This window comes from Parasphingorhabdus sp. (assembly GCF_048269915.1).
GTDB lineage: Bacteria > Pseudomonadota > Alphaproteobacteria > Sphingomonadales > Sphingomonadaceae > Parasphingorhabdus.
Genome location: NZ_JBLWTY010000006.1, coordinates 114,969 through 137,192 on the forward strand (window position 1 = coordinate 114,969; position 22,224 = coordinate 137,192).

Consider the following 22,224-nt stretch of genomic DNA (forward strand, 5'->3'; position numbering starts at 1 on the left):
TCGACAAATAGCATTGCTATATCATCTATCCACTCAGGTGGTCGCCGGTGTCTGTATCCCATTAACGCAGAGGCAATATTCAGCCCATTAAGGGAAGCAGATGAGTAGCCAAAACATCGTTCGTATATTTTTCTGGCTATTGCTCGGTGTTATCCTTGTCATATCGACCATGCCCGCCGAAGATGCACCTACCGTCTTTGCCGATGACAAACTCAATCACATTCTCGCATTTTTCATACTTTCTCTGATGGCCCGAATTCTGTGGCCCCGCGTTAACGTGGTCATCCTCTTCGTTATGTTGATGGTCTTCGGAGGAAGCATTGAACTACTGCAACTGGTAATGGGCTTCGGGCGTGATGCAGACTGGATGGATTTCGGGGCAGACATTATTGCAATTGCAATGGGAACCCTGTCTGCACATGGACTCAATCATATGAGAAGCAAAATCGCGACTATTGAATGATTGTCCCAGCCAAGGTCTTATCCGACCATCAATATCGCGACATCATTGTATATTGGCGTGACTGGAGATTCCTAAGGCACCAAAATCGTATCCACCGCCTCTGGCAACAAATCCGGATAGTCGGTAATATAATGCAACCCCCGGCTTTCCTTCCTTGCCAAGGCTGACTTCACGATCAGATCCGCCACCTCGATCAGGTTGCGCAGCTCGATCAGATCCTGGGTCACGCGGAAATTGCCGTAATATTCCTGCACTTCGCCGCGCAGCAGGTCGATGCGGTGCTGGGCGCGTTCGAGGCGTTTGGTGGTGCGGACGATGCCGACATAATTCCACATGAAACGGCGAATTTCGGTCCAGGTCTGCTTGATCACCACTTCCTCGTCGCTGTCGGTGACGCGGCTTTCATCCCAGGGGCGGATCGGCGGCGGAACAGGCATATCCTCCCAATGTTCGGCGATGTCCCGGGCGGCGGCGTCGCCGAAGACGAAACATTCGAGCAGGCTGTTGGAGGCCAGCCGGTTGGCGCCGTGCAGGCCGCTCTCGCTGGCTTCACCCGCGGCATAGAGGCCAGGCAGGTCGGTGCGACCCGCGAGATCAATCAATATCCCGCCGCAGGTATAATGCTGCGCCGGCACCACCGGGATCGGTCCCTTGGTCATGTCGATGCCCAGCCCGATCAGTTTATCATAAATATTCGGGAAATGGCCCTTCACAAATTCCGGATCGCGGTGGGAGATGTCGAGATCGACATAGTCCAGTCCGAGCCGCTTGATCTCGTGATCATTGGCGCGCGCGACAATATCGCGCGGGGCCAGTTCCATGCGTCCGGGATCGAAGCGCTGCATGAAGCGGTCGCCGGCTTCGTCGCCTGCATCGGCGGGTAGCTTCAGGTGTCCGCCTTCGCCCCGCACCGCCTCGGTGATCAGGAAATTCTTGACCTCGAGATTATAGAGGCAGGTCGGATGGAACTGCATCATCTCCATATTGGAGACCCGCGCGCCCGCGCGCCAGGCCATGGCGATGCCGTCGCCGGTCGCGCCGCGCGGGGCTGTCGAGAAGAGATAGGTCCGTCCGGCGCCGCCGCTGGCCATGATCGTCGCGCGCGAAGTCAGCGTCTCGACGCGGCCGGTCGCATTGTTCAGCGCGTAAACGCCCCAGACATTCTTGGCACCGGTCGGGGTTTCCGCATGGCGGTCGACGATCAGGTCGATCGCCACCATATGCGGGCGCAAAGTGATATTCGGGTGGGCCGCAGCGGTATTCTGTAGTGCTTCCTGCACAGCCCAGCCGGTTGCATCATCAACATGGACGATGCGCCGGTGACTATGCCCGCCCTCGCGGGTGAGGTGCAGGACTTCCGCCTCCTTGTTGAAGGGTACGCCCATATCCTCCAGCCGTTCAATCGCGGCTGGTGCATTTTCTACCACAAATTCGACGGTTTCGCGGCGGTTCAGGCCGGCGCCCGCGACCATCGTGTCGTTGATATGATTTTCAAACGTATCGCCCGCGTCGAGTACGGCTGCGATCCCGCCCTGCGCCCAGGCGGTGGAGCCACCGGTCAGTTCCCCCTTGGCCAGCACCAGCACCTTGTGGGTGCGGGCCAGGGTGATCGCGGCGCTCAGCCCGGCGGCACCGGACCCGACAATAATTACATCATGGTTCATGCCGCTTTGGCGCGGGTGAGGTTGAGAAACACATCCTCGAGATCCGCTTCCCTGGTGGTGACATCGACGATCGCATAGCCGCGTTCCTGGATCGCGGCCATCACGCCGCCGGCGTTGGTGCGGTCCTTGTTGTAGGTGACCGCCACCGTGCGCGGCCCGATGATCTCGGCTTTCTCGAACAGGTCATTGGCCAGGGACACGGCATCCGATTCCTCCGAAAGGTCGCGATCCAGCGTTAGCTCGACCAGTTTTTCGCGCGCCATATCGACCAGCTCCGATGTCGGTTTGTTGGCGATCAGCTTGCCGTGATTGATGATGGCGATCCGATCGCAGAGATTTTCCGCTTCCTCGAGATAATGGGTTGTCAGAACGATAGTGACCCCGGCTTTGTTGAGCTCCACAACATATTCCCAAAGCTGTTGCCGCAGGTCGATATCGACGCCGGCGGTCGGTTCGTCCAGCACCAGAATGGGAGGCGAGTGAACCATCGCCTTGGCGACGAGCAGCCTGCGTTTCATCCCGCCCGACAAGGTTCGGGCATAGGCGTCTGCCTTGTCTTCCAGATGCACGGCGCGGAGCAGTTCCATGGTCCGGCGTTTTGCTTTCGGTACGCCATAGAGCCCGGCCTGAACCTCAAGCGCTTCCGAAGGCGTGAAAAAGGGATCGAAAATAATTTCCTGCGGCACGATACCGATCGAAGCTTTGGCATTGCGCGGGCTGTCATCGGTATCAAAGCCCCAGATGCTGGCGCTGCCGCTGGTCTTGCGCACCATGCCCGACAATATGTTGATCAGTGTCGACTTGCCCGCGCCATTGGGGCCCAAAAGCCCGAAGATTGAACCGCGTGGCACGTCAAAACTGACATCATCCAGCGCCTGTTTGCCGCCGGCATAGGTTTTCGAGAGATTTTGGATCGAAATAGCTGCATTGGTCATGGGTTTCGCATAACCATCTTGACGGAGACAATCAAAGGCTTTGCTGCGCTATATTCTGCTTGCCCTGACAACGGCGACACTCTTCAGCTTCGTGGCCATCAGCGGCTGGGAAATATCGTGATGGTTTTTCGATCCGGATAAACCTTTAGTGATATTTGCAGGATTGCGCAGCGATCAATCCGTTGCTAATCGCGCCTATATGATTGACGCTCCGGAAATTGTCAGAACAGCCAAAAAACGCAATGCTTGCGATGGTGCCACCGATATACCAGGGGGCGCAGCCCTCGGCCATCCGCGTGTCTGGCTCGAGATTGATGAAAAAGGCTATGTCGACTGCGGCTATTGTGATCGGCGATTCGTTTTGATCGGCGGTCCCGCAGACGCTTCGCAGGCGCACCCCGAAGAATAATCCGACATAGGGGGTGCAAGGCTCCCGATATATTTCTATATAGATGGGATGATAGAAAATCTTGATCCCCGCTCCTTTCTCTACCGTCCCGATGGCCTTGATCCGGAACGCGCCAAAGCGCTTGTTTCCAAGAGTCTGTCCGCTTGTGATGATGGTGAACTCTATCTGCAATATAGTGCGGTGGAGAGTTTCGGCTTCGACGATGGCCGTCTGAAAACCGCCGATTACAGCACCGACAGCGGTTTTGGTCTGCGCGGTGTGTCGGGCGAGATGACCGGCTTTTCGCATAGCAACGAAATTAGCGAGGCGGCAATCCGCCGCGCCGCGCAAACGCTGCAACTGCTCGATCCGGCCAAGGGCGAGAAAGCTCCACCACCGCGCGGCAGCAACCGGCATCTCTACGGCGAAGCCAATCCGCTGGAAGCTATTCCGTTCGCGAAGAAAGTCGCGCTCTGTCAGCAGATTGATGCGGCGGCCCGTGCCCGAGACCCCCGCGTTTCGCAGGTTTCCGTCGGCCTGTCGGGCAGCTGGAGCGTTGTCGAGATTGTTCGCCCCGATGGTTTTGTTGCCACAGATGTGCGCCCTCTGGTGCGGCTCAATGTCTCGATCGTCGCGGAACAAAATGGTCGCCGCGAGTCCGGCAGTTTCGGCATGGGCGGCCGTTACCTCTATGACCAGTTGTTCGAAGAGGCGCGCTGGAACCGCGCGGTCGATGAAGCCTTGGCGCAGGCTCTGGTCAATCTCGAGAGCGTGGACGCGCCGGCGGGCGAACAGACCGTCCTGCTCGGCCCCGGCTGGCCCGGTATCATTCTCCACGAAGCGATCGGCCATGGCCTCGAAGGCGATTTCAACCGCAAGGGCACCAGCGCCTTTTCCGGCAAGATCGGCCAGCGCGTGGCTGCGCCCGGAGTCACCGTAGTTGACGATGGTTCGATCAAGGAACGCCGCGGATCGCTGAGTATTGATGACGAAGGCACACCGACGCAGGAAAATGTCCTGATCGAGGATGGCATATTGAAATGCTATATGCAGGATCGCTTGAACGCGCGGCTGATGGGTGTGCCGGCGACCGGTAACGGGCGCCGCGAAAGCTATGCCCATGCGCCGATGCCGCGGATGACCAATACGTTCATGCGTGGCGGCAAGGATGATCCGGACGAGCTGATGAGCCGGGTTAAAAATGGCATTTATGCCAAGAGTTTCGGCGGCGGGCAGGTAGATATCGTTTCTGGCAAGTTCGTCTTTTCCTGCACCGAGGCCTACAAGATCGAAAATGGCAAGCTGGGCGCGCCGATCAAGGGCGCGACGCTGATCGGCGACGGCCCGACGGTGCTGACCAAGGTGACCGGTATCGGCAATGACATGGCGCTTGATGAAGGCATCGGCATGTGCGGCAAGGGTGGACAGTCGGTGCCAGCAGGTGTCGGGCAGCCGACCTTGCTGGTCGAAGGTCTGACCGTCGGGGGGACGGCTTGACGTTGGCGCGCTCTGCCATCGCTGGCTTCCCGACCAAAGGACTTTTCCGTTGAACTGGCCTGCCGAAATATTGTCCTTCTGGTTTCAGGAGCTTGATCCCAAGGACTGGTGGACCAAGAAAGATGCGACCGACGATCAGATCAGGGAGCGTTTCCTGGAACTCTGGGAAGAGCAGAAATCGAAAACCGCCGGAGATTTTCTTGCTTCGCCGGAAACCGCGTTGGCCGCCGTCATCCTCTTCGACCAGTTCCCGCGTAATATGTTTCGCGACGGCGCCGATGCCTATTCCACCGATCATCTGGCGCAGCAGATAGCAGAGAGGGCGGTGGAGCTGGAGCTTGATCAGCAACTGACCGAAGAACAGCGGCCTTTTCTCTATATGCCGTTCATGCATGCCGAGGACCTCCATCTGCAAAACAGATCTGTCACCCTGTTCACGAAGCTTGGCGCCAATGAGGAATTTGCCAATGAACATCACGATGTCATTGCGAAATTTGGTCGTTTTCCTCATCGCAATAGGGTTCTCGGGCGCGCCATGAGGCCGGGCGAGCAAGCGGCTGTTGATGCCGGGGCTAGCTGGTAGGCGCTATGTTGGTCAGGGCGGTGAAGCAGACTGGGCGGGCATTGAAAATCTGGCCAGATGCCGGTCGCTGGAAAGCGGCCGTTGGCGTTGCCGTCCCGGCAGCGGCGATTATTTCGTTGCTTGGCTATCTGGGGGAATGGCTCCATTTTGACCCGGTTGGCAATATCCAGTCGCACCTGATCACCGTCGCCATCCTGTTTTTTGTCCCCGCTTTCCTTATAGAGTTTATCTTTCGCGGTGTGCTGCTGTCTTGGCTTGCGGCATTTTCGCAGCGCTGGGGTAGCTGGCTTTCGGCCTTTTTATTCATGCTCTGGCACCCATTCCTAGCGCTGACCTTCGAGCCTCCATGGGCGGCAATATATCTGCAGCCCTCATTTCTATTTGCTACGTTCATACTGGGTATTATATTGACCCATATCCGGATTGTCTCGAAGTCGCTGTGGCCGGTTGTTGTGATCCACTGGATATTGGTAGTGCTGTGGAGACTATTTTTCGGCGGCCCATTTTACTGACCGGAGTTTGCCATGTCTGAGTTTTTTGATGCCTTGAACGACGATCATATCGCCTTCATTGCCAGGCAGCCGATCTTTTTTGTCGCAACGGCAGCGGCAGACAGCCGGATCAATCTCTCACCCAAAGGCTATGACGCTTTCCGGGTGCTCGGCCCCAATCGCGTTGCCTATCTCGACCTCGGGGGGTCGGGCAACGAAACCCATGCTCATCTGGTCGCCGACGGCCGGATCACTATCATGTTCAACAATTTTGCCAATCCGGCGCTGATCATGCGGCTCTATGGAACCGGAAAACCGGTTTTGCCGCAGGATGAGGACTGGGAGGAACTGGCGGCACATTTCGATATCCTGCCAGGGACGCGCCAGATATTCGACATTGCGGTGGATAATGTTCAGACCAGTTGTGGTTGGGGCGTACCGCAGATGGAACTGAAAGCCGAGCGCGAGACTTTGGTCAAATATCATCGGCAGGCCGATCCGGAAGCATGGATGAAAAAGACCGCGGGCCGGGTGAAGAGTATCGACGGCCTGCCAACCCGCGCGACGGACCGCTATTTTGGTGGATAGTCGCTCATGAGCCTGGTGGAACTGTCCCGCCATATGCACGGCGTGGAAGCTGAAATCATCCGCGGACGGCTGGAATCAGCCGGGATTGGCGCGGTCTGTTTTGATAGCAACGTGAATATTGTCGAAGGCGCGGGTATCGCGCTGCCCGCTCGCGTGATGGTGCTGGCAGAGGATCTGGCGGACGCAAAAGCAATATTGGCGGAGGATGTTACATTATGATGGCCAAAGACGGCGGTGCCGGGAAAATCGCGCTCGCGCTGGGCGGGGGAGCCGGACTCGGCTGGACCCATATTGGTGTGTTGCGCGCCATTGAGGATTCGCCGCTGGAAATTGCGGCTGTCGCCGGTACCTCGATCGGGGCGATTACCGGGGCCAGTCATGCCGCAGGCAAGATGGACTATCTGGAGGACATGGCCCGCAACGTCAATTTCCGCAACATGCTGCGGTTCATGGACCCCCATTTCAAGCGCGGCGCGGTTATGGGCGCGCGCAATATTGAAAAAGAGCTGGAGGCCGAACTGGGACATCTCAGTTTTGAAGACCTGCCATATCCGGTCGCGGCGATCGCCGCTGACCTGCGCTCCGGTGAAACGATTGTAATGAAGTCGGGCAAGCTGGTGCCGGCGATCCGTGCATCCATGTCGCTGCCTGGTATATTCAAGCCGGTGCAGCATGAAGGCCGTCTGCTCGTCGACGGGGGTGCCGCCTTGCCGGTGCCGGTTGCACCGGTCCGGGACCTCGCACCCGCCGCTTTGTGCCTGTCGGTCAACCTGCAGGATGACTTTATCAATCGCTCTATCGCGGCGGGAATTGCCGAAGGCAGCAGCAAGGAACCCAATAGCATCGCTATTATCAAGGCATCCGTCGGCCTCTCGCTGCGCAATCTCGGTCGCTACTCCCTCGCGCTCGACCCCCCGGATTTCGCGATGTCGCCCCCGGTGGGCCATATCGACATACAGAATTTTTTCCGCGCAGACGAACTGATCGATATCGGGCGCCGCGAGACTGAAAAGATGATCCCGGCAATTATGGCGAAACTGGCCGAGCAGTCTGCCTAAATTTTGTGCAGCTACATTGCAATGCACAAAATTTACTCGCCGTTAAGATTCAGAAATTTCAGAAAACCCTAAGAATCCATAGGCTTGCGATTCTGGCACGACCCTTGCTGAGAGTCCCCCGGTAACAACAACAGGGGGCGTAATGAAATTTATCATAGCCATAATCAAACCGTTCAAGCTTGACGATGTTCGTGAAGCGCTGACCGGTGTCGGCGTGACCGGCATGACCGTAACCGAAGTCAAGGGCTTTGGCCGGCAAAAGGGCCAGACGGAAGTCTATCGCGGCGCGGAATATACCACCAACATGGTTCCGAAGCTGAAAATCGAAGTTGCCTGCAGCAGCGATGTTGCAGCGCAAGCTGTCGAGGCCATTCAAACTGCCGCCGGAACGGAGTCGATCGGCGACGGCAAGATATTCACTCTTGGTCTGGAAGACGCGGTGCGTATTCGCACTGGGGAAACCGGCGACACAGCAATTTAATCGGGGAAGCATGATAATGAGAAAATTTTTGACGATTTCCGCAGGGCTGGCGTTGATGGCTGCGGCCGCTCCCGCGCTGGCGCAGGAGGCGGCTGAAGTGGCCGATCCCAGCGCCAATACAGCCTATATTTTCAACACCTTGCTGTTCCTGCTCGGCGGGTTTCTTGTCATGTGGATGGCCGCCGGCTTTGCCATGCTGGAAGCCGGCCTCGTGCGGTCCAAGAACGTGTCGATGCAATGTCTGAAGAATATCGGACTCTATTCGATCGCTGGTATCATGTTCTGGTTCATCGGCTACTCGATTGCCTATCCCGGTTTCGAAGGGGGCTATTTTGGCATCGCCGACTTCCCCTATGCGATGCAGGGCGTGGGCGAGGCGGATGTCGACACCGGCTATTCGGTGGCTTCCGACTGGTTCTTCCAGATGGTCTTCTGTGCCACCACGGCGTCGATTGTTTCCGGCACCGTTGCAGAGCGTGTGAAGGTCATTCCTTTCTTCCTCTTCGTCTTCGTGCTGACCGGGTTCATCTATCCCGTGATCGTTAGCTGGGAATGGGGTGCAGGCTGGCTCGACGCAATGGGCTTCAGTGACTTTGCCGGTTCCACTCTGGTCCACTCGACCGGTGGCTGGGCGGCGCTCGCCGGTGCACTGATCATCGGTCCCCGGATGGGACGCTATATCGATGGCAAGATCACGGTCATGCCCGGTTCCAGCATTCCGCTTGCGACACTGGGTACGTTCATCCTGTGGCTCGGCTGGTTCGGCTTCAACGGCGCATCGCAGCTTGCTATGGGCACGATTGGCGACGTCAGCGACGTTTCCAAAATCTTCGTGAACACCAATATGGCTGCTGCTGGCGGTGTGGTCGTGGCGATCATCCTGACGCAACTGCTGTACAAGAAGATCGACGTCACCATGGCGCTCAACGGTGCACTGGCCGGTCTCGTGTCGATCACGGCAGAGCCTCTGACCCCGACGGTGCCTTCCGCCCTGTTGATCGGTGGTATCGGCGGCGCGATCGTGGTCTTCGCGGTTCCCCTGCTCGACAAGCTGAAGATTGACGATGTTGTCGGCGCTATTCCGGTTCACCTTCTGGCCGGTATCTGGGGCACGTTGATCGTTCCATTCACCAACACCGAGGTGCCGTTCACGGCGCAGCTGACAGGTGTTATTGCAACCGGTGTATTCGTGCTGATCACCAGCTCGATCATCTGGTACGCGCTGAAATTCACCCTTGGTGTCCGTCCAAGCGAAGAGCAGGAAATGCTCGGGATGGATATCTCCGAAGTGGGCGTCGAAGCCTATCCGGAGTTTGCCAAAGGCTAACCAGTTTGGCGCCGACTCTCTCCTCCCAAAACTCGGGTCGGCGCCTCACCTTGTTCCTCCTGCGAACAAACAACTTTATGGCCGGTGATGTGAAAACATCCCGGCCTTTTTTTTCGAACGGAAATAATCGGCGTGACGTCATAAGGTGAACCTATGAACGGTTTGGACTATTCCGTTATCATCATCTACCTCGCCGCGATGCTGGCTTTCGGGATTTTCCTGAGCAGGCAAGCTGATGAAGGCGACTATTTTCTGGGGAACAAGGCCATCGCCTGGTTTCCCCTGGCCCTGTCCGCAATGGCCACCCAATTGTCAGCGATCAGCTTCATATCGGCCCCTGCATTTGTCGGTCTGAGGGAGGGGGGCGGGTTGAAATGGCTGACCTTTGAATTTGCGCTGCCGCTGGCGATGCTGCTGGTCATGTTCGTGATCATGCCGGCGCTCTATCGGTCCGGAGTGGTCAGTATTTACGATTTTCTGGAACAGCGGATCGGCCGCTCGACGCGCTTCGCCATCAGCTTTTCATTCCAGATCGTCCGCGCTTTCGGTACCGGAATCATGGTCTATGCGACCGGCCTGATTATCCATGCGGTTCTCGGCATAGCATTTATCCAGTCGGTACTGGTTATCAGCATCATCACGATCATCTATTCCTTCCTTGGCGGGATCAGGGCGGTGGTTTATGCCGACGCGATCCAGATGGTGTTGATCGTTATCGGCCTGTTGACTTGCCTGATCTTCGCGATTGCGACGGTCGGCGGCATTGAACCATTCTGGTCCGGCATCGATCCCCAGCGGCTTCGTGTGGTGGACTGGAGTTACGCCGGACTGGTCACCGATGAATTTGCGCTGCTCCCGATGCTGTTTGGCGGCTTTGTTCTCTATGTTTCCTATTATGCCTGCGACCAGACACAGGCGCAAAGATCCTTGTCCGCAAAGAGCCTGGGCGACATTCGCAAATTGCTCATGGCAAATGCGTTGCTGCGCTTTCCGATCGCTTTGCTCTATTGTCTGACGGGCCTGGCAATCGGTGTTGTCGCAGCGAGCAACAGTGAATTGTTGATGCAAATTCCGGACAGCCATCCGGACTATCTGATGCCCTTGTTCATACTGGAATATCTGCCCCACGGGGTGATCGGTCTGCTGCTGGTGGCGATCATGTCGGCGGCCATGTCAACGCTCAGCTCGGCCGTAAATTCGCTTTCGGCGGTGACGATGGAGGATATGGCCAGCTTCGGGATCAGGGCGCATAGCAAAAGGCAGGAAGTCTTCGTTGCGCGCCTGATGGCGCTGGTCTGGGGCGGGCTGATTCTGGTTTTCTCGGCCTATGCAGGGGATATTGCCGCCACCGTTATCGAGGCAGTCAACAAATTGGGTTCGGCGCTTTACGGGCCGGTGATGGGCGTCTTTCTGATCGCTATCCTGTGGAAGCGCCGCACCGTCTTGAGCACGAATATCGGTTTTCTATCGGGCGTTCTTCTCAACCTTTATTGCTGGCAATTTCATCCGCAGCTTTTCTGGATGTGGTGGAATCTGATCGGGCTCGTCGTGACCATGGCGGTTGCGATGTTGCTGTCGCTGGCAAGTGGCAAAATGCCGCTGGCGGACCGGATTTTTGTCACACAGCAGGACGGGGTATCAGGGGCCTTCGTGCTTGCCATATCCGTATGGCTATTTCTGTTCACCATTGCGATCATCCTGCTTTCGCTGTCCATCCAGTGGCTCCAGGCCGGGTGATCGCCGCCCGAGATATTGCTCAGCCTCCCATATCGGCCTTGATAAATTCCGCCGCCCGTTCACCAATCACAATGCTCGGTGCGTTGGTGTTGCCGCTGATGATTTCCGGCATGATTGAGGCATCAGCGATATAGAGACCGTCCAGACCCCGGAATTTCAATCGTGGATCGACAACTGCTGCATCGTCGGGACCCATCCGGCAGGTGCCGACGGGGTGATAGACGGTATCGGCGCGGTTCCGGATCAGCGCGTCCAGTTCGGTGTCATTGTCGATGTCGATCGGATGCCGGTCCGTCGGGGAATATTGGGTCAGCGGCGGAGTTTCCAATATCCTTTTCATATGGCGAACGCCCTTCCTCAGGGTCGCAATATCCCGGTCGTCATCGAGAAAATTCGGGTCAATGGCCGGTGATGCTTTTGGATCATCGTTGTTCAGCCGGACTGTGCCCTTGCTGTACGGTCGCAGGACGCAGGCATGACAGCTGAAGCCGTGGCCCTTGACCTTCTCGCGGCCATGATCCTCGAGCACCGCCGGCACGAAGTGATACTGGATATCGGGGGCAGGGACCTCGGGGCCGCTGCTCCAGAACCCGCCCGCTTCGGCATAAGGTGTGGTCATGATGCCGGTGCGTTTCATCCGGTGTTCCAAAATCGCCTTGGCCATGCGGGTGGTGCCTTCGAGTGAATCGCCGATCAGCTCTTTTGACTCGGTCTGATAGCCGGAAACAAAGTCGATATGATCTTTCAGGTTCGCACCGACTTCAGGTTTGTCGAGGGTGACTTCCACGCCCTTGTCCTTCAGATGCGCCGCCGGTCCGATGCCGGAAAGTTGCAGAATATGGGGTGATCCGAAAGCGCCGGCGGACAATATTACGGCGCCGCGGGCATGGATTGTCTCGCGCCCAAAACCGCGTTTGATCTGCACGCCGGTGACGCGGCCGTCTTTCACGATCAACTTTTCGACCAGAGATTTTGTCCGGATCGTCAGATTGGGGCGGGAACGGGCCGGTTCAACATAGGCGCGCGCCGCAGTCCAGCGTTCGCCGCCTTTCTGGGTCACTTGATAGATGCCCATGCCTTCCTGCTTCTCGCCATTGAAATCATCGAGGATCGGAAGCTGCAAATTGCGCGCCGCTTCCACGAAGGCGAGGCTCCCCGGATTGGGCCATTTCTGATCGGAAACAGACAGCGGCCCGTCGCCGCCATGATAATCATTGCCGCCGCGTTCGTTGCTTTCGGATTTTTTGAAATAGGGCAGGATATCATCATAGGACCAGCCAGTGCAGCCGAGAGCCGCCCAATTGTCATAATCCCACTTGTTGCCGCGGATATAGATCATTGCGTTGATCGCACTCGATCCACCAAGGCCGCGACCGCGTGGCTGATAGCCGGTACGCCCGTTCAGGCCTTTCTGCGGCACGGTATCAAACCGCCAATTGGCATTTTTCAGCAGGAACGGCATCATCCCGGGTGTCTTGACGAGGAAATTGTTATTTCGCCCGCCCGCCTCGATCAGGCAGACGGTCCGTTTTCCGTCTTCGCTCAGCCGTCCTGCGACGGCGCTGCCGGCGGAGCCGCCGCCGATGACGATGATGTCATATTCTGCCATGTTGCTCTCTCCTGCTCTGCCCAGCGCGCCTTTAAGGTCTCACTGCTTTCCCGGGAGCCGTCATGGCTCCACCCGGGCGGTTTTATCAAATAGTTGATTTTATAGCGCCACGGGGCGCTCCACAAATCCTTCGCAATGCCGACCCATTCATGAAAGGCAGCCCAAAAAATATTGAAATTATCGAGATTTTTGACGATGCCATATTGGATGTTTTCGGCATCGGTTTCCGGTTCATAGGTTCCGAATATCTTGTCCCAGATGATGAAAACACCGGCATAATTAGTGTCGAGATAGCGCGGGTTGGTCGCATGATGAACGCGGTGGTGCGATGGCGTGTTCATCACCGCCTCGAACCAGCGCGGCATCCGGTCGATCGCTTCGGTATGAATCCAATATTGGTAAATCAGATTCAGCCCCACGAGGAAGAATATCAGCGCCGGTGGGAAGCCGAGGAAAAACAGTGGCAGCCGAAAGATGAAGCTGATGGCCAAAAACCCGGTCCAGGTCTGTCGCAGCGCAGTGGTGAGATTATAGTGCTGGCTGCTGTGATGGGTGACATGGGCCGCCCAGAACCACCGGACCCGGTGAGCCGTTCGGTGGAACCAGTAATAAGCCAGATCATCGAGGACAAACGCCAGCGGCACGAGCCACAGGGCGTTGGGCCAACTGATCTCGATATCGAAAATTCTATATTGGTAAGCCCACAGGCTGAGCGCCAGAACGATTCCGCCGGTCAACAGGCCAGCAACCACACTGCCGGTGCCCAGCGCCAGCGAGGTAAAAGCATCTTTGGTCTCGTAGCGGATGTTCTTGTTTTTGCGGCTCCACCACCATTCCATAGCGACCGTTATGATAAAAAACGGCACGGCCCAGTCGGTTGGTGATGGTAGATTCTCCATGATCGGGTCTACTTACACGAATGTAAGTGGCTGTCCAGATGCTGCGATCAATTCCCGCCAGCCAGCGCATCGACCATCGCGCGCACCGGCGTGATGTCATAGCCGGCATTGCCCGCGAGTCGGGCGATTTCGTCCGGTGCGACGCCCTGTTTCGCCTGGGCCAGGGACCAGAGCAGGGTGGAGCGGGTGCCGGAACGACAATAGGCGAGCGTCTTGTCACCTTCAGCAAGGGCAGCGATCATGGCATCGACCTGTGGCCCGGAAAAACCGCTGTGGGTGATGGGAATGGACATATATTTCATGCCCGCTGCTCGGGCAGCCGCTTCGATGTCAGCGCTTTGTGGGGCTGACGGATCCTCGCCATCGGGACGATTGTTAATGATCAGTGTGACGCCCTCAGCCTTGGCTGAAGCGACATCGTCGAGTGTGATTTGCGGTGATACACTGATCATATCATTGATTTTGCGGAACATGTTACGGGTCTCCTCTGTCGAAACGGACATATCGGTTGCTGTCGCCGCACTGCAGCCGACCAGGGCCAGTGATAGCATTGTTGATAGGAATTTCATGCGCTTTCCTGTTGGGCTTCCGCGACTTCACGAATGACCGCCAGAAACGCATCGCCGTGTTTCTCCAGCTTCGCTGCGCCAATACCGGGCAGTTCGCCGAGTGCCGAAAGGCTGCGTGGTTTGAAACCGGTCATATCACGCAAAACGCTGTCATGAAAAATTACATAAGGCGGTACGCCCAATTCCTTGGCCAATTCCATCCGCTTCTTGCGCAAGGCTTCGAACAGGGGGTCGCCAAATGGATTGGGAGAAGCACTTCCGCCGCGCCGCTTGCGCGATGCGCGCTTGGGCGGTTCGACAATCGCGACTTCTTCCTCGCCCTTCAGAATCGCCCGCGCTTCGGGACCGAACATCAGGCCGCCATGATCGGTATTGCGCAGTGCGTCCCGCAGCAGAAGCGACCGGGATACCGGCTTGATCAGCGCGGCCTCTTCATCCCCGACAATATCGAAGACCGAAAGCTTGTCGTGCCCACGCGACAGGATTTTTTCGTCCTGCCGTCCGGTCAGCACCGCTTCAAGATGGGTGACGCCAAAACTCTGTCCCGTGCGATAGACGGCAGACAGGAATTTGCGTGCCAGTTCGGTTACGTTGCGGGTTGCCGGGGCATTCAGGCAATTGTCGCAATTGCCGCACTGGGCTGGCGGATTTTCGCCGAAATGGCGGAGCAGTACCGCGCGGCGGCACCCGGCGGATTCGACCAGGCCGCCCAATGCGGCGAGCCGCCTGCGTTCGCTGTCCAGCCGATTCTGGTCGATCTCGCCGAGCCGCTGACGCGCTTTGGCGAAATCATCGGCACCCCAGAACATATGGGCCTCCGCCGGATCGCCATCGCGGCCGGCGCGACCGGTTTCCTGATAATAAGCCTCGATTGATTTTGGCAGGCCGGCATGCGCGACAAAGCGCACGTCCGGCTTGTCGATGCCCATGCCGAAAGCGATGGTCGCGACCATCACCATATCTTCGGACGCGACAAAATCATGCTGGTTCTTCTGCCGCACTTCCGGCGGCAGGCCAGCGTGATAGGCGCGCGCGCTACGCCCGGTACTGGCAATCCGGTCGGCCATTCTCTCGGTTGCTGCCCGGGTCTGGGCATAGACGATCCCCGGTCCCGGCGTCCGTTCGACCAGATCTCCGATCTGCCGCGCCAGCCCGGTCCGAGGGCTGATGCTGTAGCGGATATTGGGGCGGTCAAAACCGGCGAGGATCAGACCATCCGGCTCGATTCCCAGCTGCACGAGAATATCCTCGCGTGTGTGGGCGTCGGCGGTGGCGGTGAGTGCCAGGCGCGGTACCGCACCAAAATGGTCGAGCAGCGGCCGGAGCAGGCGATAGTCGGGGCGGAAATCATGGCCCCATTCCGATACGCAATGGGCTTCGTCGATCGCGAACAGCGCAATATCGGCCTGTTCGAGCAATTCGCGAAAATGCGGCTGCGATGCCCGTTCCGGCGCGGCGTAGAGCAGGTCCAGTTCACCGGCTTTCAAGCGCGCAATAGTCTCCGCGCGGTTGTCGTCGGCAGAAGTGAGGGTGGCAGCCCGTATCCCGACCGCTTCGGCGCTGCGCAACTGGTCATGCATCAGCGCGATCAGCGGGGATATCACGATGGTCGTGCCGGTGTGGGCCAGAGCAGGCAGCTGGTAGCAGAGCGACTTGCCGGAGCCGGTGGGCATCACCGCCAGCGTGTTCTGCCGCGCCATCACGCGATCCAGAACCTGATCCTGAACACCGCGAAATTCGGTAAAGCCGAAGGTGGATTTGAGGAGCGGGAGCAGGGCAGCGGTCATATTCCAATCCCTAGCCAGACGCTGACAAATACGAAACCGGAAAAAATGCGAATGGCCGAAAATGTGCTTCGCACAGGATATGGGGCCAGCATTCTAGGCCGGTTCCTTCTGATCTTCCGCCTGCCGCTTCCACATGTCCGCATAGAGCCCGCGCTTGACCAGCAATTGCCGGTGGCTTCCCCGTTCGGCTATGCGGCCTTCGTTGAGGACGATGATCTCGTCAGCGTGGGTGATCGTCGAGAGCCGGTGCGCAATGATCAGCGTCGTGCGCCGTTCCGAAATCTTGGCGAGTGTCGCCTGGATTTCATCCTCGGTGCGGCTGTCGAGCGCCGAGGTGGCCTCATCGAGGATCAGCATCGGCGGATTTTTGAGCAAGGTGCGGGCAATCGCCACGCGCTGCTTCTCGCCGCCGGATAATTTCAATCCACGCTCGCCCACCTGCGTGTCATAGCCATCAGGCAGCTTGGCGATAAAGCCGTCCAGCGCCGCCCCGCGCGCCGCTTCCTCGATCTCGGCCTGGGTAGCTCCTTCGCGGCCATAGCCGATATTATAGCCGATACTGTCGTTGAACAGCACGCTGTCCTGCGGCACGATGCCGATCGCGCCGCGCAGACTGTGCTGGGTGACGTCAGCAATATTCTGCCCGTCGATCAAAATCCGCCCCGCTTGCGGATCATAGAAACGGAACAGCAAGCGTGCGATCGTCGATTTACCGGCACCGGACGGCCCGACAATCGCCAGCGTTCCGTCGGGCGGCACTTCAAAGTCCAGGCCGTGCAGGATCTGGCGGTCTGTATCGTAGCCGAACACAACATTTTCAAAACGCACGCTGCCATCGGATACCTGCAGCGCCTTCGCTCCCGGCTTGTCATATATCTCCTGTTCGGTGTCGATCAGCTTGAACATCGCGTCCATGTCGACCAGCCCCTGGCGGATGGTGCGATAGACCATGCCGAGCAGGTCGAGTGGCCGGAACAGCTGCATCAGCAGCGCGTTGACCAGCACCAGATCGCCGACCGTCAAATCGCCCTGTTTCCAGCCATAGACGCTGAACGCCATCGCGCCGATCATCGTCAGATTGGTGATCACCGACTGGCCGATATTGAGCAGGCCGAGCGAATTTTCCGACTTGACTGCAGCGGCGGCCCAGTCCTGCATCGCCTTGTCATAGCGCTCGGCCTCGCGGCGCTCGGCGGTGAAATATTTGACCGTTTCATAGTTCAGCAGGGCATCGACCGAGCGGCCGATTACCCTGGTGTCCATATCATTCATCTTGGCCCGCAAAGCGTTGCGCCAGTCGGTCACCTTGCGGGTGAAGGTGATATAGATCGCCACCATCGCGATCGTCGCCGCGACCAGTCCGAAACCGAACTTGACCTGGAAAATGACCAGCACCGCGATCAGTTCGACGATTGTCGGCGCGATATTGAACAGCAGGAAATAGAGCATAACGTCGATGCTCTTGGTGCCACGTTCGATAATCTTGGTCACCTCGCCGGTGCGCCGACCGAGATGAAAACGCAGCGAGAGGCTGTGCAAATGGGTGAAGACATTGGTCGCCAGGCGTCTTGCTGCCTGCTGGCCAACTTTCTCGAACACGATATTGCGCAGATTGTCGAACATCACCTGACCGAAGCGTGCCAGACCGTAGGCGGCGACGAGCGCGAGCAAAACGGTCAGTTCGCTGTTCGGGCTGTCGCCGGACATGCCGTCGACCACAGCCTTGTAGGCAAAGGGCATCGACAGGATCGCCGCCTTGGCGCACAGCACCAGCAGGCCCGCAATCACAATCCTGAGCCGCAGGGCCGGCTGGTCGCTGGGCCAGAGATAGGGCAGGAAACGCTTCAGCGTAGGGATCATCGGCGGGTCGATCTGACCCTGGGTGCTATAGTCGGGTGGCATGGGGCAGGATGTAGGGATACCCGCGAAGAATGTCTATCCGGCTAAAGCGTTCAATCGGGCCGCATGTTAGAAACTGCCGCTTACGGTCAACCGGTAAATAAGCCCGAACTGGCGGCTGCGATCCTCGATAAAGGCAATGGGGCCGTTGCGCCTGTTTGCATAGACCGTACGAGTGAAATTCTCGCGGCGCCCGAACAGGTTTCCCAGATTGGCTTGTACCGTCAGCCCCATCACATTTTTATGTTCGACAAATAACCAGCTATAGGCTGCCCCCGTACGGAAGCGGTTGATCTGGTCCAGACGCAGAAAATCCGAATAGCGGAAATCCTCGACCCCCGCGCCCCATGCCCAATTACTGCCTGGAATATCGTGGCGCAAAGTGGCTTCATAGGTAAATATCTTGTCATCACCGATCCGCCGAAAAATGCCTGTCAAAGGATCGCGCAGAGAACTTTTGCGGACCTCGCCCTCAACATCGAGCTTGGCCCCCGTCCAGCCGATCGGGTCGAGCAGGATGCTGGTGACCATTTCGACCCCGTAGCTGGTTGCGCTATCCAGATTGCCGCGAGCTTCGGTGGTTGCCGTGATCGGGATGGAGTCGACGATATCGCTGAATTTTTCGCCATAGATATTGACAGTCAGGGATCCCCACGGCCCCAAGTTCTGGGTTGCTTCCAGCTCTGTCCGCCAGCTTTGCGGTGGCACGAGCGCTGGATTGCCGGCATTGCCATTATTCTGCGCGACATCGACCGATTCGACGAAATCAAAGAAATTGAGCTGGCCGACCGAGCGTTCGACCTTCAGGCTGACATCGAGCCCCGCTTGTGGCTTCCAGGCCAGCGAGACAGACCCTTTCGGACGAATGAAAGACCGGCTCTGGCCAGCCGCACCGCTCTGGCTGATCTTGCTATATTCGCCGCCCAATGTTGCCTGAAGAGTCAGCTTCTCTGACAGCGGACGTCCATAAGAGCCGACGATTTCGCCTCGATATTCGGTGACTTTGCTATTGGCGTTGGTCAGCGCGACCGGCTGGAATATGCCTTGAGCATCGAGCACCGCCAGCGCGCCTTCATTGTCGAGAAAATTATAGGCGCCTTCCAGGCTGACGCCCCAGTCGGTTCCGCCCGAAGTCTTCCAACCATATTCGGCCCGCAAGATCGACTCGCCCTCATCTGTCACCCGGTCAAACCGGCTGCCGTTCGGCGGGGTGATACCGTCGGTAAATGTCTGGCCAAAAAAATCGCTGACCGGACTATGTTCGAAGCGCTGCAGGCCGATGATTTTCATCCGTCCGCCACCGAAGGCAAATTCATAGTCCGTGCTAAATTCCGCGTTCCATTCATTCTCGCGGCTGGAATAATATTCGAAAATATCGGGCTGACCGATTTGCGTGCGATCGGTGGCGACCGTTTCCCGGCGACGGAAAAGCTGATAGGCGGCGTTGGCATTGAACACCGAGCCGCCTTCGCCGGCGCGGCTGTAGGAACCGCTCAACTTGGGGCTATCCTGGCGATAGCGGGCGACCTCGTCGCGTTCGAACAGCAAATTGCCAAAGCGGTCGGTGACCTGTTCCGGCCCCTCTACGCCATTGCGCGCGGCATCATTTTCCAGCGACAACGTTAAATCGCCCTTGCCGAGCTTGGCACTGATTGACGCTTCTCCGGCGAACCAGTTATTGCCCGAGCGCCGCCATCGCGGCTGCCATTTGAAATTGCCGCTAATCCCTGCCGCTTCATCGGCATTGGTCACGAGATTGAGCACCTGTCCGGAAAGACCGGAGATGCTGAGCATCGCGCCGTCGACGATTTCGATCCGCACGACATTGGCGGCGGAAATCCTGCCGAGAAAAGTGAAGGCATCATTATTCTTGCCCGAGATACGCGCGCCATTGATCAGGACATTCTCGTCGGCCTGACCCAGGCCGCGTTGGCTGTCGTCTCCGGTGTCGATGATGAAGCCGGGAACCTGCTGCACCATGTCCAGCGCCGTGCGGGGATTGAATCGGGTAAATTGGGCAGCTTCATAGATTTGCCGTCCGCTTTCTATGCGGGGTTCCAGGGAAGAAATGCCTGCTGTCTGCGCTTGTGCTGCGATAGGGAATAGAGTCGATGCGATCATTGCTCCGATCGCAATGCCGCTTAAAATCCGTTTTCTTTTGCGCAAGATACCCCCCTAACGATCCGTTCTGGATGGGACGCTGCTATGCCCGATTGGTTGCACCCGATACCGACTTTCGATAAACTACATTCGTAGTCGGACAAACGGCGTGGCGCGACTTTGATGTTAAGCCACTCTATCTCAATGCTTGTTTGAAAAAAGCACCCAGGCGGCCGCACAATTGGCGAGCGTGTAGACGAAATAGAATATCACAGCGCTGAGCATGCCCATATTGGCGAAAATCATGGCTGCGGCGAGCATGAAAAACTCCAGTATATAGCTGCCATAGGGGCCGAGCATTTTCCGGAAATTACCCCGTGCCTCGGCAATCAGCGGATGATTGCTTTCGAGCATGGCCCGGTGCATCGCGAAATTGCCGATACCGCACAGGAAGATGACAATAATATACATGCCATCAATATAAGCCCATTTGACGCCATTGTCATTCGCGAGGTTAATAAACTTCCGATGCGGAACAGGCGGAACTATGTGCAGCAATGGGCCGGAGGGATGCGGACTGCTAGATAGCTTTCAAATCCGGCATGGTGCCCGGGCCTTCGCCGGATATCGCTGGTCCTGCACGGCCCATGCTCCAGTTCTTATGCATCCGGACTTTTGGATTGGGCGCACACCATATTTCACCGGTTGCATCAATCGCCGTGACCCAGAGCAGATTATGCTCTGCGCCATAGTCGATCACTGCGAAAGCCATGCCATCGCCCTTGCCAATAACAGTGAGCGGTATGGGCGGGTTGAGCTGCGTGAACATATTGGAATCCTCTACAGATAAGCTCCGCTGCGGAGCAATCTGATCAATAGATTACACGCAAAAAGGTTGCACTGATCTGGATTATGCTCCCTCCAGCAATCCTTCCTTCCTGATTTTTTCCTGCCAGACCAGTGGTGCGAGATGGTGGACGCTTTGGCCGTCAGCGTCGACGGCGACCGTCACCGGCATGTCCTGCACTTCAAACTCGTAAATTGCTTCCATGCCGAGATCTTCAAAGCCGACGACTTTGGAACCCTTGATCGCCCGCGACACCAGATAGGCGCTGCCGCCGACGGCCATCAGATAGGCGCTCTTATGTTTTTCAATCGATCCGACCGTGTCCAGTCCGCGTTCGGCCTTGCCGACCATCGCGAGCAGACCCTGTTCCAGCATCATGTCGGTGAACTTGTCCATGCGGGTGGCCGTCGTCGGACCGGCCGGGCCTACCACTTCCTCGCCGACCGGATCGACCGGGCCGACATAATAGATCACCCGGCCCTTGAACTCGACCGGTAGCTGTTCGCCTGCATCAAGCATGTCCTTTATCCGTTTGTGCGCGGCGTCGCGGCCGGTCAGCATCTTGCCGTTGAGCAGCAGCCGGTCACCATGTTTCCAGCTTTGCACCTCTGCCGGTGTCAGCGTATCAAGCTGCACCCGCTTCGCTTCCGATGACGGTGCCCAGTTGACATCCGGCCATTCGTCGAGCTTCGGCGCCTCGAGATAGGCCGGGCCGCTGCCATCCAGAGTGAAATGCGCGTGGCGCGTGGCGGCGCAATTGGGGATCATCGCTACCGGCTTGCCCGCCGCATGGCAGGGCCAGTCGTTGATCTTGACATCGAGGATGGTCGACAGACCGCCCAATCCTTGTGCGCCGATACCCAGTGCATTGACCTTGTCGAAAATCTCGATCCGCAGTTCCTCAATATCATTGCGCGGACCACGTTCTTTCAGCTGGCCCATATCGATAGGGTCCATCAGGCTCTGCTTGGCAAGCAGCACGGCGCGCTCCGCTGTCCCGCCGATACCGATGCCGAGCATGCCGGGCGGGCACCAGCCGGCGCCCATTAGCGGGACCATTTCCAGCACCCAGTCGACGATATTGTCGCTCGGGTTCATCATCTTGAACTTGGACTTGTTTTCCGACCCACCGCCCTTGGCCGCGACATCGATCGACACCTTGTCGCCCGGCACCATTTCGACGTGCAGAACGCTGGGCGTGTTATCCTTGGTATTGCGGCGGGTGAAGGCGGGATCGGCGAGGATCGAGGCGCGCAGCTTGTTCTCCGGATGGAGATAGGCGCGCCGCACGCCTTCATCGAC

22 protein-coding genes are annotated in these 22,224 nt (G+C 57.7%); 11 read left to right on the top strand and 11 right to left on the bottom strand.

Translation table 11 applies throughout. From position 1 onward, the window contains the following. Positions 1–100 precede the first annotated feature (100 nt). On the top strand, positions 101–463 hold the full coding sequence (locus tag ACN0WX_RS13330; protein ID WP_417622828.1) for a hypothetical protein: 363 nt from the start codon (positions 101–103) through the stop codon (positions 461–463). Between the two features lie 71 nt (positions 464–534). Here the strand turns inward: ACN0WX_RS13330 and nadB are convergent, their stop codons facing one another. Together nadB and ACN0WX_RS13340 are read right to left on the bottom strand one after the other, a co-directional pair. Beyond that, positions 535–2,127, bottom strand: a complete 1,593-nt coding sequence (gene nadB, locus ACN0WX_RS13335) for an L-aspartate oxidase (protein WP_417622829.1) — start codon at positions 2,125–2,127, stop codon at positions 535–537. Continuing rightward, a complete protein-coding gene (locus ACN0WX_RS13340) occupies positions 2,124–3,062 on the bottom strand; it encodes an ABC transporter ATP-binding protein (protein ID WP_417622830.1) in 939 nt (312 codons plus the stop codon). The genes nadB and ACN0WX_RS13340 overlap by 4 nt, the downstream gene beginning before the upstream one ends. 199 nt (positions 3,063–3,261) lie before the next feature. Here ACN0WX_RS13340 and ACN0WX_RS13345 point away from each other — a divergent pair, with 199 nt between their 5' ends. The 10 genes from ACN0WX_RS13345 (at position 3,262) to ACN0WX_RS13390 (ending at position 11,212) form a co-directional block, all read left to right on the top strand. Further along, positions 3,262–3,471, top strand: coding sequence for a zinc-finger domain-containing protein (locus ACN0WX_RS13345; protein ID WP_417622853.1), 210 nt, complete (start codon positions 3,262–3,264; stop codon positions 3,469–3,471). Positions 3,472–3,519: 48 nt separating this feature from the next. Continuing rightward, positions 3,520–4,947: a metalloprotease TldD gene (gene tldD, locus ACN0WX_RS13350; protein WP_417622831.1), complete on the top strand. Its 1,428-nt coding sequence runs from the start codon at positions 3,520–3,522 to the stop codon at positions 4,945–4,947. A 49-nt stretch (positions 4,948–4,996) separates the two neighbouring features. Beyond that, positions 4,997–5,530: a DUF924 family protein gene (locus ACN0WX_RS13355; protein WP_417622832.1), complete on the top strand. Its 534-nt coding sequence runs from the start codon at positions 4,997–4,999 to the stop codon at positions 5,528–5,530. 41 nt (positions 5,531–5,571) lie between these two features. Then, positions 5,572–6,042, top strand: coding sequence for a type II CAAX prenyl endopeptidase Rce1 family protein (locus tag ACN0WX_RS13360; protein WP_417622833.1), 471 nt, complete (start codon positions 5,572–5,574; stop codon positions 6,040–6,042). A 12-nt stretch (positions 6,043–6,054) separates the two neighbouring features. Continuing rightward, entirely contained in the window at positions 6,055–6,609 is a 555-nt protein-coding gene (locus ACN0WX_RS13365) for a pyridoxamine 5'-phosphate oxidase family protein (protein ID WP_417622834.1), read from the top strand. Between the two features lie 6 nt (positions 6,610–6,615). After that, positions 6,616–6,828, top strand: a complete 213-nt coding sequence (locus ACN0WX_RS13370) for a DUF2007 domain-containing protein (protein WP_417622835.1) — start codon at positions 6,616–6,618, stop codon at positions 6,826–6,828. Further along, positions 6,825–7,667 carry a patatin-like phospholipase family protein gene (locus ACN0WX_RS13375; RefSeq protein ID WP_417622836.1) on the top strand — a complete coding sequence of 281 codons (843 nt, stop codon included), beginning with the start codon at positions 6,825–6,827 and terminating at the stop codon, positions 7,665–7,667. The genes ACN0WX_RS13370 and ACN0WX_RS13375 overlap by 4 nt, the downstream gene beginning before the upstream one ends. Before the next feature lie 142 nt (positions 7,668–7,809). Further along, on the top strand, positions 7,810–8,148 hold the full coding sequence (locus ACN0WX_RS13380) for a P-II family nitrogen regulator (protein ID WP_417610590.1): 339 nt from the start codon (positions 7,810–7,812) through the stop codon (positions 8,146–8,148). A gap of 16 nt (positions 8,149–8,164) precedes the next feature. Beyond that, a complete protein-coding gene (locus ACN0WX_RS13385) occupies positions 8,165–9,475 on the top strand; it encodes an ammonium transporter (protein ID WP_417622837.1) in 1,311 nt (436 codons plus the stop codon). Between the two features lie 153 nt (positions 9,476–9,628). Continuing rightward, entirely contained in the window at positions 9,629–11,212 is a 1,584-nt protein-coding gene (locus tag ACN0WX_RS13390) for a sodium:solute symporter family transporter (protein WP_417622838.1), read from the top strand. Between the two features lie 19 nt (positions 11,213–11,231). On the opposite strand, the gene ACN0WX_RS13395 is transcribed toward ACN0WX_RS13390, so the two are convergent. The 9 genes from ACN0WX_RS13395 to ACN0WX_RS13435 form a co-directional block, all read right to left on the bottom strand. Then, positions 11,232–12,821, bottom strand: coding sequence for a GMC family oxidoreductase (locus tag ACN0WX_RS13395; RefSeq protein WP_417622839.1), 1,590 nt, complete (start codon positions 12,819–12,821; stop codon positions 11,232–11,234). Beyond that, positions 12,755–13,720: a sterol desaturase family protein gene (locus ACN0WX_RS13400; protein ID WP_417622840.1), complete on the bottom strand. Its 966-nt coding sequence runs from the start codon at positions 13,718–13,720 to the stop codon at positions 12,755–12,757. Before ACN0WX_RS13400 ends, ACN0WX_RS13395 begins: the two co-directional genes overlap by 67 nt. A gap of 47 nt (positions 13,721–13,767) precedes the next feature. After that, the gene (locus ACN0WX_RS13405) at positions 13,768–14,193 is read right to left on the bottom strand and encodes a TIGR01244 family sulfur transferase (protein WP_417622854.1); all 426 of its coding nucleotides are present in this window, start codon (positions 14,191–14,193) and stop codon (positions 13,768–13,770) included. Positions 14,194–14,285: 92 nt separating this feature from the next. Continuing rightward, complete coding sequence (gene recQ, locus ACN0WX_RS13410; protein ID WP_417622841.1) at positions 14,286–16,076, bottom strand: DNA helicase RecQ; 1,791 nt, start codon at positions 16,074–16,076, stop codon at positions 14,286–14,288. 93 nt (positions 16,077–16,169) lie between these two features. Next, positions 16,170–17,978, bottom strand: coding sequence for an ABCB family ABC transporter ATP-binding protein/permease (locus ACN0WX_RS13415; RefSeq protein WP_417622842.1), 1,809 nt, complete (start codon positions 17,976–17,978; stop codon positions 16,170–16,172). 66 nt (positions 17,979–18,044) lie between these two features. Beyond that, positions 18,045–20,141, bottom strand: coding sequence for a TonB-dependent receptor plug domain-containing protein (locus ACN0WX_RS13420; RefSeq protein ID WP_417622843.1), 2,097 nt, complete (start codon positions 20,139–20,141; stop codon positions 18,045–18,047). A gap of 135 nt (positions 20,142–20,276) precedes the next feature. Next, the gene (locus ACN0WX_RS13425) at positions 20,277–20,546 is read right to left on the bottom strand and encodes a hypothetical protein (protein WP_417622844.1); all 270 of its coding nucleotides are present in this window, start codon (positions 20,544–20,546) and stop codon (positions 20,277–20,279) included. A 109-nt stretch (positions 20,547–20,655) separates the two neighbouring features. After that, the gene (locus ACN0WX_RS13430) at positions 20,656–20,904 is read right to left on the bottom strand and encodes a hypothetical protein (protein ID WP_417622845.1); all 249 of its coding nucleotides are present in this window, start codon (positions 20,902–20,904) and stop codon (positions 20,656–20,658) included. 81 nt (positions 20,905–20,985) lie between these two features. Beyond that, on the bottom strand, positions 20,986–22,224 hold a 1,239-nt coding region (locus tag ACN0WX_RS13435), incomplete at its 5' end, for a fumarate hydratase (protein ID WP_417622846.1).